The organism is Pseudomonas sp. GM33 (assembly GCF_000282295.1).
GTDB lineage: Bacteria > Pseudomonadota > Gammaproteobacteria > Pseudomonadales > Pseudomonadaceae > Aquipseudomonas > Aquipseudomonas laurylsulfatiphila.
The window spans coordinates 19122-33187 of record NZ_AKJO01000004.1; the positions used below are offsets into that span (position 1 = coordinate 19122).

The 14066-nt window shown below is 55.9% G+C and carries 12 protein-coding genes; 7 read left to right on the forward strand and 5 right to left on the reverse strand.

The window, feature by feature from the left end:
- The 5 genes from PMI26_RS28445 to PMI26_RS28425 all read right to left on the reverse strand — a co-directional run bounded on the left by PMI26_RS28445 (position 1) and on the right by PMI26_RS28425 (position 4268).
- Positions 1–1032, reverse strand: coding sequence for a sll0787 family AIR synthase-like protein (locus tag PMI26_RS28445; RefSeq protein ID WP_007969969.1), 1032 nt, complete (start codon positions 1030–1032; stop codon positions 1–3).
- Positions 1025–1585, reverse strand: a complete 561-nt coding sequence (locus tag PMI26_RS28440; protein WP_007969971.1) for an MSMEG_0567/Sll0786 family nitrogen starvation N-acetyltransferase — start codon at positions 1583–1585, stop codon at positions 1025–1027. The genes PMI26_RS28445 and PMI26_RS28440 overlap by 8 nt, the downstream gene beginning before the upstream one ends.
- A 14-nt stretch (positions 1586–1599) precedes the next feature.
- Positions 1600–2682, reverse strand: a complete 1083-nt coding sequence (locus PMI26_RS28435; RefSeq protein ID WP_007969974.1) for an MSMEG_0568 family radical SAM protein — start codon at positions 2680–2682, stop codon at positions 1600–1602.
- Positions 2669–3646 carry a Nit6803 family nitrilase gene (locus PMI26_RS28430; RefSeq protein ID WP_007969975.1) on the reverse strand — a complete coding sequence of 326 codons (978 nt, stop codon included), beginning with the start codon at positions 3644–3646 and terminating at the stop codon, positions 2669–2671. Before PMI26_RS28430 ends, PMI26_RS28435 begins: the two co-directional genes overlap by 14 nt.
- Before the next feature lie 139 nt (positions 3647–3785).
- Positions 3786–4268 (reverse strand): MSMEG_0572/Sll0783 family nitrogen starvation response protein, encoded by a 483-nt coding sequence (locus PMI26_RS28425; RefSeq protein ID WP_007969977.1) that lies wholly within the window; start codon positions 4266–4268, stop codon positions 3786–3788.
- A 242-nt stretch (positions 4269–4510) separates the two neighbouring features.
- On the opposite strand from PMI26_RS28425, the gene PMI26_RS28420 reads away from it, so the two are divergent.
- The 7 genes from PMI26_RS28420 to PMI26_RS28390 all read left to right on the forward strand — a co-directional run bounded on the left by PMI26_RS28420 (position 4511) and on the right by PMI26_RS28390 (position 13848).
- Positions 4511–6412 (forward strand): sigma 54-interacting transcriptional regulator, encoded by a 1902-nt coding sequence (locus tag PMI26_RS28420; RefSeq protein ID WP_007969979.1) that lies wholly within the window; start codon positions 4511–4513, stop codon positions 6410–6412.
- Positions 6413–6674: 262 nt separating this feature from the next.
- A complete protein-coding gene (locus tag PMI26_RS28415; protein ID WP_007969980.1) occupies positions 6675–7535 on the forward strand; it encodes a Pnap_2097 family protein in 861 nt (286 codons plus the stop codon).
- Positions 7520–9598 (forward strand): methylmalonyl-CoA mutase, encoded by a 2079-nt coding sequence (gene scpA, locus PMI26_RS28410; RefSeq protein ID WP_238540782.1) that lies wholly within the window; start codon positions 7520–7522, stop codon positions 9596–9598. Before PMI26_RS28415 ends, scpA begins: the two co-directional genes overlap by 16 nt.
- A gap of 556 nt (positions 9599–10154) precedes the next feature.
- Entirely contained in the window at positions 10155–11102 is a 948-nt protein-coding gene (locus tag PMI26_RS28405) for a D-2-hydroxyacid dehydrogenase family protein (RefSeq protein WP_007969982.1), read from the forward strand.
- A 65-nt stretch (positions 11103–11167) separates the two neighbouring features.
- Positions 11168–12454, forward strand: a complete 1287-nt coding sequence (locus tag PMI26_RS28400; RefSeq protein WP_007969983.1) for an SLC13 family permease — start codon at positions 11168–11170, stop codon at positions 12452–12454.
- 191 nt (positions 12455–12645) lie between these two features.
- The gene (locus PMI26_RS28395) at positions 12646–12906 is read left to right on the forward strand and encodes a DUF2790 domain-containing protein (protein ID WP_007969984.1); all 261 of its coding nucleotides are present in this window, start codon (positions 12646–12648) and stop codon (positions 12904–12906) included.
- 96 nt (positions 12907–13002) lie between these two features.
- Positions 13003–13848, forward strand: coding sequence for a LysR family transcriptional regulator (locus tag PMI26_RS28390; protein WP_007969985.1), 846 nt, complete (start codon positions 13003–13005; stop codon positions 13846–13848).
- Positions 13849–14066: the final 218 nt, after the last annotated feature.

Consider the following 14066-nt stretch of genomic DNA (forward strand, 5'->3'; position numbering starts at 1 on the left):
TCAGTGCTCCTGTTGATTGAGTTTTAAAGGGGTCAGATCGAGATGGGGATAGCTGAATCCGGTAAACGGCTGCTCGCGCAGGTTCCAGAAGTCGCCGTGTTGTGCGCCGGACTGGACACGCAACGTGCCGCTGGCGTTGACCAGGCCAATGCGTTCGCAGCGCACGCCTTCAAAGGCAAAAGCGCTCTGCACCTGCGGCCAGTCACGCTCATCCAGCGTCATCAAAAAGCCATAGCTGGGAAACACCTGAAGCCAGCGAGCGAGGTCGGCATCCGCAGGACAGGGCAGCGCAGATAAATCGATGGTCGCGCCGCAGCCGGTGGTGTCCAGCAACATCAACAGGCTGCCGAGAATCCCGGCGTTGCTGATGTCTTTGGCCGCCTGCAGCAGCCCGGCTTCGGCCAGGCGCGGCAGCACTTCGAGCTTGCTGCGCAGGCGCTCGGCCGGTACGCCTTCGAAGGCCTTCCAGTACGTGCTGTCGGAATGCCAATGGCCGTCAAGGTCCACCGCCATGGCGATTACCTGACCGGGAGCGACATGCAGGGTCGACAGTAATTTTTTCGCGATGCCGGTAATCGCTACCGCCAGCGCAGCCGGATTGCCCGCCGTGAGGCTGGTGTGCCCACCGGCCAGCAACAATCCATACGCGTCGCAGGCCGCACGAATACCCGCCAACAGCGCTTTGGCGGCCGCATCATCGTGATGCCAATAAGCATTGACCACCGCCGTGGCGCGTCCCCCCATGGCGGTGATGTCGCTGACATTGGCCATGACCGCCGACCACCCGGCAAACCAGGGCGCCGCCTCGACGAAGGCCGGCAACATGCCTTCGATGGCCAGCAGCTGGAAATGCTCGCCACAGGCAATCGCTGCCGTGTCATCGCCGGGCAAGGCGTAAAGCTGTTCGCGGGTCAGCGCTTGCGCCGCACTGCCGATAACCGCCGCCGGTTGCTGGATAGCCTGTTTCGAGCGCGTCGCTGGGGTGTTGCGCAAGGTCTCGAGCAGCGCGGGTAAATCAACGACGTCAGTCATGGCGAGCCACCTTCAGCGCACGTAACGACACCTGGCGCGGCATCAACGGGTAGCTCGGCAAATCCGCCTGCATCAGGCAATGCGGCTGGCCGAGCAATTCCAGTTGTTTGAGAGTTTGCCAGCTCAAGCCGTGAAAGTAGGTTTCGTTTTGCGTCTGTACAGTGGCGCGAAACACCTCGCAACCCAGGTCCTTGGCCCGAGACACCGCTTCATTGACCAGCGCCCTACCAATCATGCTGTGCCGCCGATACGCCGGAGCGACACACAAGCGCCCGCCGTACCACAAACCAGGCTCTGGCTGATAGATGCGCACCGCACCGACCACCTGATCAGCGATGCCGCAATTGCCGGCCAAGGCGACGATGGCGATCGCCTGGAAATCATGGCTGTCTTTGTCCTGCACCAGCAGTTGTTGCTCATCGGAAAACACCGAGCGCCGCAGGGCGAAATAGGCCTGTTTTTCCCAGTGTTCGTTGGCGGGCTTGACCACAAGTTCACCGGCGCGAAACGGTTCGAAGGTGCTGTCGACCAAAGCAAAGGCGAGATTCGGCATGGGTGTTCTCCGGCTTATTCGTAGCTTTTCAGAGCCGAGCACGCGCCGCATTTGGCGCAGCCGGCGTTGATCTGATCGGAGTGCAAACCGTGACGACGCAGGCTGGCGCCGATTTGCGGGTAGAGCCGGGCCATCATCGCGCTGTCGGGTTTCGGGTGAAGAGCCAACGGTGTGCCATCGATGGGTACGAACGGCACCACGAACGGGTACACACCCAGCGCGCATAAACGCTCGCTCATCTCACTGATCGCTGCTTCGCTGTCACCCAGGCCGGCGAGGATGTAAGTGCTGACCTGGCCCCGACCGAAGACGTCGACCGCCGCTCTGAAGGCATCGAAATAGCGGCTCAGCGGCACTTCGGCCTTGCCCGGCATGATCCGTTGGCGCACTTCATCAGTGACTGCTTCCAGGTGCATGCCGAGCGACACTACACCGCTGTCGGCCAAGCGTTGGAACCAGCGATCGTCGTCCGGCGGCTCGCACTGGGCTTGAATCGGTAGAGCGACCACAGCGGTTACCGCCGCGGCAGACTCACACAGAATTGCCGCGCCACGGTCCGGGGTTTGTGGCGTGCCGGTAGTCATCACCATGTGCTTGACGCCGTCGAGCTCCACTGCGGCTTTCGCGACTTCTGCCAATTGCTGCGGGCGTTTTCGGGCAATGGTTTTTCCCGCTGCCAGTGACTGGCCGATGGCGCAGAACTGGCAGGAACTGGCGCGGTCATTGAAGCGAATGCAGTGCTGTAACACCGTGGTCGCCAGCACATCGCTGCTGTGCAGCGTGGCGATTTTCCAATAGGGAATACCGTCGGCGGTGCTCAAACTGTAGAACTTCGGCACGCCGGGCATCTGCACCTGGCCGACCTGCAAGCCTTCGCGGAAGATCAGCGCCTGACTGCCATCAGCCGTGGGTTGCGCCTGATAGGGCGAATCCTGGGAGGCCTGGTTGAGGATCGGCACCATCATGGTCCGGCTGCCGAACGTCAGCGCCTTGTGGTCTGACGGGCCTGCACCGCCTTGTCGAGACAGGCCGTTTTGCGCCGCTGGCCAACGCACGCCATGGCATTGCAGTTCAGCGAGCAATTCATTGGTTTGCATGGTCGGACTCCTCGTCGGCCACCGATGCAAAGTGGCCGCCGCGCTCATGGACATGCGCCGTGGGCGTGCGGTCGATCAACAGGCTGAGCAACTCTGGACGGCTGTAGTGCCCGACCGAATCCATCATGCGTTTTCGCTTGTCGATCAGTGCTAGATCAAGGTCGGCAATCACCACGCCTTCGCCGGAACGCAGCGGTTCTCCGAGCAATTTGCCTTCGGGAGAGACGATGGCGGTGAAGCAGCCACCCGAGATCGGGCCGAGGCCGCAACCGGTGTCCTGCATGATCTGGCCCTGCTGATCGGCATCCAGCCACGCGGTGGCGTTAACCACAAAACAACCGGATTCCAGGGCGTGATGACGAATGGTGACTTCGATTTGCTCGGCAAAAATATCGCCCACCAGGGAGCCGGGAAACATCGCCGCGTGGATCTGCTCGCCGTCCGCCATCAAGGCGTAACGGGCCAGTGGGTTGTAATGCTCCCAGCAGGCCAGCGAGCCGATGCGCCCGACAGCGCTGTCGATGGCGCGCAAACCGGAACCATCGCCCTGACCCCAGACCATGCGTTCGTGGTAGGTCGGGGTGATCTTGCGGCGATGCTGAATCAGGCTGCCGTCGGCATCGAAGAGTAATTGCGCGTTGTAGATCGTGCCGCCATCGCGTTCATTAACGCCGATGGACACCACGATGCCCACTTGCTTGCAGGCCTCGCCAATCGCAAGGGTGGCGGCGGACGGAACCGTAACGGATTGATCCAGCAATTTGAGGTGCTGTGCGCCCATGGCGAACGGCGGCTGCACGAATGAGAAATAGGGGTAATAAGGCACCACCGTTTCCGGGAATACGGCGAACTGCACGCCTTGTCGACCGAGGGCGATGATCTGTTGGCAGACCTTTTCCACGGTGCCTTCGCGGCTGTAAAGCACCGGGCTTATCTGTACGGCGGCTGCGCGAATAATGGCCATGATGGGTCCTGAAGTCAGTAGTGGTCGGAAGATGGACAGCGGTCCTGTGGGAGCTGGCTTGCCTGCGATTCAGGCGGCGCGGTGTATCAGTCACACCACCATCGCGAGCAAGCTCGCTCCCATAGGGAGTTCTGTGCTGTCAGGCCGTCCAGGTATCGATGATCATTGCGCCTTCACGGCGCATCAGCAGACGCAGGTCCATCACGTCCAGCGGGTTGATCGGGCGGATGCCTTCGATCAGGGCTTTTTCGGTTTGGCCGTACAACGCTTGCAGAGCGAATCGGCAGGCATAGACCTCGCCGCCCTCTTCCATGAACTGAATGAGTTGCTTGTTCACCGCCAGATGACCAGGGAACGCTTCAGCGCCCAAGGTCGGAAAACCGCGCTGCACGCCCAGTTGCACGCCTGGCCCGTACAGCAGGATTTTGGTTTCGAAGCCTTTGCGCAGCAGACGCTTGGCCTGAAGCATATTGACCAGGCCGATGGAGCCCTCGAAGGCGATGGTGTGGAAGGTAATCAGGACTTTTTCGCCAGGCTCGGCCTTGATGTCTTCGAAGACTTTCTCTTCGTAATTGACCAGGAAGTCGCCGTCTTTGTAATGGGGGATGTCCACGGTTGGCATAGTGTCGCTCTCCAGTTGCTTCGTGCTTGAACGCCAGCCTGTATTGGCTGCCGGGTTACAGGAGAGAGAGCGAACGCCGTGCCAGGAAATAAAATTATTTTCTGTGCAGTGGTAAGTGATTGATTAGGTTACGAATGACCATCTGATCCGGTTTTATATTGCGTATCTGATGCTATCGGTGAATCACGCATTCCCGTAGAAATACGAATATTCGTAGCAGCCAATCACGAGACTTCGTAGCCATGACTGAAACAGACTCTCTCAGCGGCTGGGCCGATCTGGCGTATTCGTCGCGGCACATGGTGTTCGAGCATTGCGCCGAGGCCATCGCGCTGCTCAACCCGTTTTCTGATCGGCTGGGTGACCTGAACATTGCTGCCTGTAAGTTGCTCGGCTACCCGCGTCAGGAGTTGCTGGAACTGCCGGTGAGCAAGCTGTTCGGCCATCAATTGGCCGACCTGATCGTGTTCACCCAGGCAGTGATGGACAAAGGTCGTGGCTGGACCGAAGAGTTGAGCTGCAACTGCAAAAGCGGCGAGCGCATCGAGCTGGAAATCTCCGCCACCACCTTGCAGATCAAGGGTGAGCAGCACTTGATTCTGGTGATGCGCGAGTTGAGTCATGAAAAGTACCAGCGCGACCAGGCGCATACCGAGCGCACCATGCGCGGCGGGCTGATCGAGTGGCGCAACATTCTCAACCTGTTTCAGGAAAGCGAGCGCGATAACCAACTGTTGCTCAGCTCCGTGGGCGACGGCATCTACAGCATCAACAGCGATGGCCTGGCCACCTTCGTCAACCCGGCCGGCGCGCGCATGCTGGGCTGGGAGCCGCAGGACATGATCGGCAAGAACATCCATCGCATCCACCACCATACTCACGCGGACGGCAGCCATTATCCGGTCGAAGAGTGTCCGATCTACAAAGCCGTGCGCGACGGCGTGGTTCACGAAGGACGTCAGGAGGTGTTCTGGCGCCGAGACGGCAGTTCGTTTCCGGTGGAATTCACCAGCACTCCGGTGATTTCCGACGGCCGAATCGTCGGTGCGGTGGTGGTGTTTCGCGACATCACCGAGCGGCGCAGCACCGAAACCCAACTGCAAAATGCCCTGGATGAACTCAAGGTCCTCAAGGAGCGGCTCGAAGAGCAAAACGCTTATTTGCAGGAAGAGATTCACATCGAGCACAACTTCCGCGAGATCGTCGGCCAGAGCGAGCCGATCAAAAAAATCATCAAACAGATCGACGTGGTCGCCCCCACCGATGCCAGCGTGTTGATCAACGGCGAGTCGGGTACGGGAAAGGAACTGATCGCTCGCGCCATCCATCAGGCCAGCCGTCGTAATGCCAGCCCGCTGATCCGGGTCAATTGTGCGGCGATTCCTGCCGAGTTGTTCGAAAGCGAATTCTTCGGGCATATTCGCGGTGCCTTTACCGGCGCTGTGCGAGATCGCGTCGGGCGCTTTGAACTGGCCGATGGCGGTACGCTGTTTCTCGACGAAATCGGCGAAATCCCGCTGGAGCTGCAAAGTAAACTGCTGCGGGTTTTGCAGGAAGGCCAGTTCGAACGTGTCGGCGAAGAACGCACCCGCAAGGTCGATGTGCGGATCATTGCCGCGACCAATCGCGATCTGCGCCAGGAAGTCGCTGCGAAACATTTTCGTGAAGACTTGTATTTCCGGCTCAACGTTTTCCCGATCCAGTCTCCGGCACTGCGTGAACGTCCGATTGATATTGCGCCCCTGGCGGTGCACTTTCTCAAGCAGACCGGCAAGCGCCTGAACATGCCAGGGCGGCGCCTGCGTAACAGCGACATCGAGCGGCTGCAAAGCTACTCCTGGCCGGGAAATATTCGCGAACTGCAAAACGTCATTGAGCGCGCCCTTATCACCTCCGTCGGGGCGGATCTGAACCTGGACTTGCCCGACGAACCTAAAACCACCGTCACCCAAAAACTTGCCCCCTCGCCCCAGATCATGACTGACGCGCAGATTCGGGAACTGGAGCGCAACAACATGCAGGCCGCGCTCAAGGCCTCCGACGGCAAACTGTTTGGAAAAGGTGGTGCAGCCGAACTGCTGGGCCTGAAACCCACGACCTTGGCGTCGAGGTTCAAGCGGCTGGAAATCAAGTTGGAGAACTGATTCGATCGTGGGCATGGTTTGGCACTTGACCACGCAATCTCGTAAAAGCCTCTACGAAAATTCGTATTTCCACGTAATTACGTAATTTCTGCGACGCCATCAGCGATGCCCAGGCGTATCGGACACTAAAAAATAATATTTATTATCAAATAGTTAGCGATTAGCTTGAAACCATCAACGTGCTGGCACGACCTTCGCTTCTGAGTGCTGCAACCGATAGGCCAAACGGGCCATCGATAACAGCAGATCCAGGATGCCTACCATGCCGACAACCTCTGCTTTCACCGTTTCACGTTCAGAAACCTACCTGGCTTCGATGCCCAACCTGGCGTTCACCGGCCTGTCGGAAAATTGGTTATTGAAAGAATGCGGGCATCAACATTGGCTCGCACTGGCCCAACTGCATGATCGGCCTCTGCCAGATTTCGTCGATGAGCGAGGGCGCATCGCCTATGCCGCGTTCACCGCAGTCAAAACGTGGAATTTACAGCTGGAAGCCATCATCGAGAATCGCACGTTCCAGATTCATACGCGGATCGGGCGCGGTGGACAGGCCCGGCATTACAGCGAACATGAGGTTAGACTGGGTGATCGCCTTGTGGGGCAACTGGCATTGCTGTCCACCTTTGTGAGCCGTCACGTACCGGGCGATAATCGCAGTGTCAGCAAAGCATGTTTGAACGGCACTCAAGTACCCGTGACCCCGCTACCTGAGGCGTTGCAAGCACTGCACGCCGACAATCGGCGAGTACGCAGCGGCGACTGGCGCAGTCATTTCAGCATTGACCGTCAATCAACCGAGGCGCGCGTATTTGATTTTACGCCCTGTCCTGACATCGACTTCAACGGTGCCGACCTCCTGTACTTCGCCAACTTTCAGGCCATGGTCGAACGTGCGGAATGGGCCCTATTGGGATTGCGCCGCCCCGGCCACATTCGTCAACGCGAGCTGCACTTCTACGGCAACCTCAATATCAGCGACAGCATGCAGCTCAGACTGCACACCAGCCAGTCAGGTCATCGAGAATTGCACTGGTGTGAAGTGTATCGGCGCAGCGACCTCTTTAAGCTAGCTGACATTTTCACCCGCAAAATCCACCTCTCCGATTGCAGCCGACCATGAGCCATACTCCTCTCTGGCGGCCCGAAGGCCTGCGACTCAAGTCGGTGTACCACGGCAGTGACCTGGACGGTCTCGAGCACCTGCACAGCCTGCCCGGCAAAGCGCCTTTTGTGCGTGGCCCCTATTCGAGCATGTACCCGGAAAAACCTTGGACCGTGCGCCAGTACACCGGATTCGCGAGTGCCGACGCCAGCAATCAGCGTCTGCGGCAACGTTTGTCCGAGGGCGCAACGGGTATATCACTGGCCTTCGATCTGCCGACTCATCGCGGTTACGACTCAAGTGATCCGCAATGGCAGGCGGATGTCGGCAAGACTGGTGTCGCCATCGATAGCGTCGAGGACATGGCTGAACTGCTAGACGGCATCGCTCTGGACCAGGTGTCGGTGTCACTTACCATGAACGGCGCAGTGCTGCCGGTGTTGGCAGCGTTCATCGTTGCCGCAGAAGAATCCGGCGTCGCTGCGACTCAACTCAGCGGCACGATCCAGAACGATATTCTCAAAGAGTTCACGGTACGCAACACCTACATTTTTTCGCCACAACCCTCAATGCGCATAACCACGGACGTGATCGGCTACTTGAACGAACACGTGCCGCGGTTCAACCCGATTTCGGTGTCCGGCTATCACTTTCAGGAGGCCGGTGCGGATGCGGTGCTGGAGCTGGCATTGACCTTGGTCAACGCCAGAACCTATGCCGAGGAGGTGCAAAAAAGCGGGCTGGACCTGCAAAGATTCTGTGAACGAATCAGTTTCTTTTTCGGCATCGGCAACGACTTTTTCACCGAAATCGCCAAGTGTCGCGCGGCCCGTCTGCTCTGGTCCGAAATCACCCAGGCCCTGGACGTGCAGAGTGAAAAAGGCCGGGCACTTCGCATGCACTGCCAGACCTCAGGCTGGTCGCTGTGCGCTCAGGAACCGCTCAACAATGTCACGCGGACCACCGTCCAGGCCATGGCCGCGGTATTTGGTGGCACGCAGTCTCTACACACCAATGCCTGGGACGAAGCCTTGACATTGCCCAGTGAGGCGTCGTCCAGGTTGGCCAGCAATACCCAGCATATCCTGCAGCAGGAAACCGGGCTTTGTGATGTAGTCGATCCTTGGGCTGGGTCCTACATGATGGAATCACTGACAGCAAAAATAGCTTCGCTGGTTCGTCAACGAATCGCAGAGATTGATGCCCGGGGTGGAGTGCTGCAGTCGATAGAGTCCGGTTGGATCAGTCAGGCCATTCATTTGCAAGCCATGGCCACCCAGGCACGCCTTGACGGCGGGATTCAACGGCGCATTGCTTCTAGCGAACAAGTACAGACAACGCAAGAAGGAACGTCCACCATTAACAGCCAGGCACTGCACGACCGTCAGTGCCAACGCCTGAGCCACTTGCGCCTTAGGCGCGACACTACTCGGGTTGAAGCCCTTCTGCATTCGATCACTGAGTGCGCACGCTCGGGCCAGGGCAATTTGCTGGAGGCGACCGTGGCGGCCATCAGAGCTCGGGCGACGTTGGGTGAATGCACCCAGGCACTGGAAATGGTCTGGCCACGATTTCGGCAGGACCTGAGCTTTCACCGCGGTCACTTTCGCCCCTCCGTGTGCAAACAACCTGGTTGGGCACGGGTCGCTGCGCGCATCTCGAACTTTGCCTCTCACCATGGGCGGCCGCCCAGGATTGTTCTGAGCAAGCTGGGTCAGGACGGGCATGACCGTGGGATTCGGCTAATGGCTGCGGCGCTTTCCGATGCAGGCTTACAGGTGCGTCTTCTGCCGCTGTTTCAAACGCCGATTCAATTACTGGAATCGCTGGAAGACAATAGCCCGGTGGACTTGATTGGGGTTTCCAGCCTGGCCGGGGCACATCACGAATTACTCACTGAACTGCTGAACCTGTTGAACGAACGCGAACTCGACGTTTCGGTGGTGGTGGGAGGAATCATTCCGGACGCCGACGCGCGACAGTTACTGCGCTTGGGAGTCAAAGCTTGTTTTGGTCCTGGCCAGGACGTGATTGAAATTATTGAACAGCTGGTCGATCTACTAGCGCCCCCACATTCGTAGCGCCTTACATAAACTTGACACCCCTTGGGCACCGCGTATTTACCCTACTCCGCAAGATTCAGCACGGGATAGCGAATGGCCGCTGACTCGTTTATTGACCTTAAACGATGAATACAAACTGCCAAGTCGACTGCGTCTCCACAGGAAACGCAAATACGCACTTTGAAAAATGAATGAATATGGAACTTCACTCATCACTGACAACAAGCGATCGGCGGCAACAAGTTAATCACTCAGCTTACAAGGTAATTGAGACTTGTTACATTGAGCATAAAAAAACTGTGTCAGCGCGACATCAACCAACCTCCTTATACAACTAATGACATGCTTTAATCATTATCTCGCATAACTTGGAGCTTAAAGATGGAGTCAAATAGAATGCATTGAGATTTTTCTCCCATTTGATAACGCGGATGCCATTATTGACCAAGCTACCGTTTTGATTTTTTTGCAATCGAGAATGGCAAAAAACTCAGTTGTCTGTATTGGGTGAGCTGGCTAACTTGGACGACAGATCACCGCCCGAGTTACTCCCTAAACTATTAGGAATATGAGAATGCGAATTGCCGTCCTTAATGATATTCACCATGCCTACGAAAATACCGCTGGTATCCGCCGATTGCGTGAGCACGCTCAGGTCGAAATCTTCACTGGACCTATTAGCGGGCCGAGCGATTTGAGAGGTTTTGATGCGGTCATTGCCAATCGTGAGCGGACCTTGTTCACTGCGGAGTTTTTGGAGCAATTGCCTGATCTTCGTATTATCGCTCAGACGGGCAATCATGCTTACCATATCGATCTGGAAGCCGCGCAAAAACTGGGTATCGTGATTGCCAAAGCGACTGGGGGGTTCTGCACCAGTGCGGGTGAATTCACCTTCGGATTGATGATGGCATTGATGAGAGAAATCCCATGGGTCGACAACGCGGTCAAAAATGGTGATTGGCCGACGCCCATGACGCGAGTTCTGCGCGGCAAAACGCTGGGCATTGTGGGTATGGGCAATATCGGTCGTTACGTAGCGCAGATCGCCCAAGTGTTTGGCATGAATGTCGTCGCTTGGGGCCCCAGGCTTACGGAGGAAATCGCTACAGCGGTTGGAGCCAAGGCATTGGACCTGGATGAGTTGATGAAGCAGTCCGACATCGTTTCGGTTCATGCTACGTTGGCTGCAGAATCGAGAGGCCTGATTGACGCACGGCGTTTGGCCTTGATGAAACCATCAGCCTACATTGTCAATACCGCACGCGGCCCCATTATCGATGAAGCCGCGCTTGTGCACACTCTTGCAGAAGGTCGTATAGCTGGCGCAGCACTGGATGTATTCGATCAGGAACCCCTGCCTAAAGGGCATGCCTTGACTGGCCTCTCCAATGTAATCCTCACTTCCCATATCGGCTGGCCGACCGATGAGATGTATGCACAATTCGCTGACGCCGCTGCTGACGCTTTGCTTGGATGGAAGCAAGGCATTGATGTCCCGCGCTTCCTCCCTCACCACTAATTACTCGTCCTTCCCCGGGGCCGATCGGTCCCGGTCAACAACAAGAATAAAAGGAAGAGGTTTCGATGCTTACTATATTGATTTTATTAGCGATCCTGGCGTCCATCGGTATCGGCTATTGGCTAAACGTCAACACCGGACTCTTGGCGATTGTATTCGCCTATTTACTCAGCGTTTGCATACCCGGTACATCGCTGAACGATTTGGTCACACTCTGGCCTACAAAACTGTTCCTAATCATCTTTGGTGTCACGTTTTTCTTCGGATTTGCGATCGCAAACGGCACACTTGAGCAAATAGCAAACCGGGTCGTCTATGCGACACGCAACCGTCCTGCGATGATACCCTTTGCCTTATATGCACTGGTAATGCTGATTTCTGGCATGGGACCAGGACACTACGCAGTATTTGTTTTTCTCTCCCCCCTGGTTATGGCAGTCGCAAGCAAAACCGGCATGAGTCGACTGCTGGGTGCTGTGATCGTCGTATGCGGCGGAATGGCCACTACTTTCAATAGCATTAGCCTCGGTGGTCGAGTAACCCAAGGAATTTTTGAACAAATGGGCTTCAACACCCCCACTGCGGAACTCTTTACACACCAATTATTGTTGGATTCACTAATCGTACAAACTGTAATATTTGTTGCCGCCTATCTGTTGCTGCAAGGCTACAAAACCCGATGTTTGGTGGCCGATGCTCCGCCTCCATTAGATGCAGTGCAGCGTAAAACAGTCGTTCTTGTGCTATTCATATTGGGACTCGTCGTTATACCTAGCCTTTTGGCTGTAATTATCCCTGGACAAGGAATCCTCATAACTGTCAGATCAGCAGTAGATCCAACGTTCATCTCAATACTGGGTGTCGTCTTGGCGCTGATGTGCAAAATCGGAGATGAACGCATTGCCTTGGCCAAAGTGCCGTGGTCAATCATCATATTGCTGTGTGGAATGGGAATGCTCATCTCCGTAGCAACGAAGGCTGGCACCATCGACGTTTTATCTCAATGGTTGGGGTTACATGTCGGAAGTAACTCAGTGGTTTACGCCACCGGAATCTGCGCTGGGATCATGAGCTTTTTTTCAAGTACGCTTGGTGTAGTAATGCCAACGTTATATCCAATTGTACCGGGCCTGGCTGCACAGACGGGCGTGGGTCCAACAGTGCTATTTTCCGTCATTACTTCCTGTGCAATCATGACTGGGTTCTCACCGTTTTCTTCTGCAGGCGCCATGGCACTGGCAGGTGTCCAGGAAGATGCCGAGCGCAGCAGACTCTTCTATCAACTCTTCATGGTTCCGCTGTTAGGCATAATAGTTGTATTCGCATTGGCATTTCTGAGAGTTCTGGGATAAGCAATACTATAACAGATACTTGGAGGCACGATGGTGATGGCCGGGCACGAGTGATGGTTCCTTTGTGCAAAAAAGCATAGAACGTGTGCAGGGATGGGGAATTTTCAGCATGTAGGTGTTTCATCAGAATGATCACAAGCCGATATGACGACGATCATAAAGGTGAACAATGTGACTTCTGGAGAAATATCATGAAATTTATAACCACCCTTGGCACTCTGGTGATTGCAACCGTTAGCGCTTTTGCTTATGCAGATCAGGACACCGTGCCCCCCACCACCCCTTACAGCTATGCAATGAAGCTCGATGTGGCCAAGGTGATTGCCATGGATGAACCTGATTCCGCAACGTGCCAAGTGATCGTGGCGTATATGACCTACAGTACGACCGCAGGGAGTGTGCAACGAATCAGTTATCGAAAATTTGCCCAATCGTGCAACTTTCAGAACTGATGCTGTTTGTGAACCGCTCAATCGGCAGCCTAGCCGTGGCAATGTGGAGTTGTCACGTGCCAGGCAAGCACCATAATCCGGCAAAGGACGTACGTGATGTTTGATTGGGAAGATCTGCGCTACTTCTCGGTGTTTGCTCAAGAACAGTCGTTATCCGCAGCAGCACGCAGGTTAAAAGTTGATCACGCGACAGTAGCAAGGCGAATCAGTGCACTGGAATCGTCATTGAATCTTAAATTGGTAGACCGTCGGCCCAGGTCCTACGTGCTGACAGCGGACGGCGAACGAATTGCCATTTTGGGCAAACGCATGGAAGTCGAATCCTTTGCAGTGGAGCGCAGTGCATTAGCAGGTCAGGTCGGGGTTGTCGGAGAGGTGACAGTCAGCGCACCGCCTGCGTTGGCCTGTTCATTAATTGCTCCGCACCTAGGGAAACTTCGTCAGCAATATCCTCAACTTTCTCTGCAACTGCTAGGCAATTTAGGCAGCGCATCCCTCACTCGTCGGGAAGCGGACATCGCTGTTCGCTTGAGCCGCCCTACAGAGCCCGACTTCGTCGCGCGAAAAATCACAACCATTCCATTTGCCTTGTATGGCTCTGCCGATTATCTGGACCGGACACCCGCCGATCAGATGACCTTCATCGCCTATGACGAAAGCATGGAGCAAACCACTCAGCAGCTATGGTTGATGAAACAGGCCGGTGATCGCCCAATTCTGCTACGCAGCAACGATCTGAACATTCAGGCAATGGCAGCGAAAGCAGGTGTCGGACTTGCTGCACTACCCTACTTTCTCGGCGAACAATATTCACTGCGGTCCACCGCCATTTTTGGGCCGGGACTAGAGCGCGAAGTATGGCTGGTGACTCATAGCGACATTCGTAATAGCGCACCAGTGCAGTCTGTGATGACCTTCCTGACCCAATGTCTAGCCCGGTAATACATCACTGTCTAGAGTATTTACACCGCCGATTAGCGACTTTAGCTAATTCCTCGAGAGACCATTTCAACAGACAGTCTTCAGTCACCATGATCGCGAAGAGATGCCGTCATGAGTACTAAGACCTATCCCTCCCTAAGCCCCACAATCACTGCGTGAATCTACGTTGTGATTGCCTCGATCATCACTGGTGGCGGATTGTTTGAGATTCGGAAGTG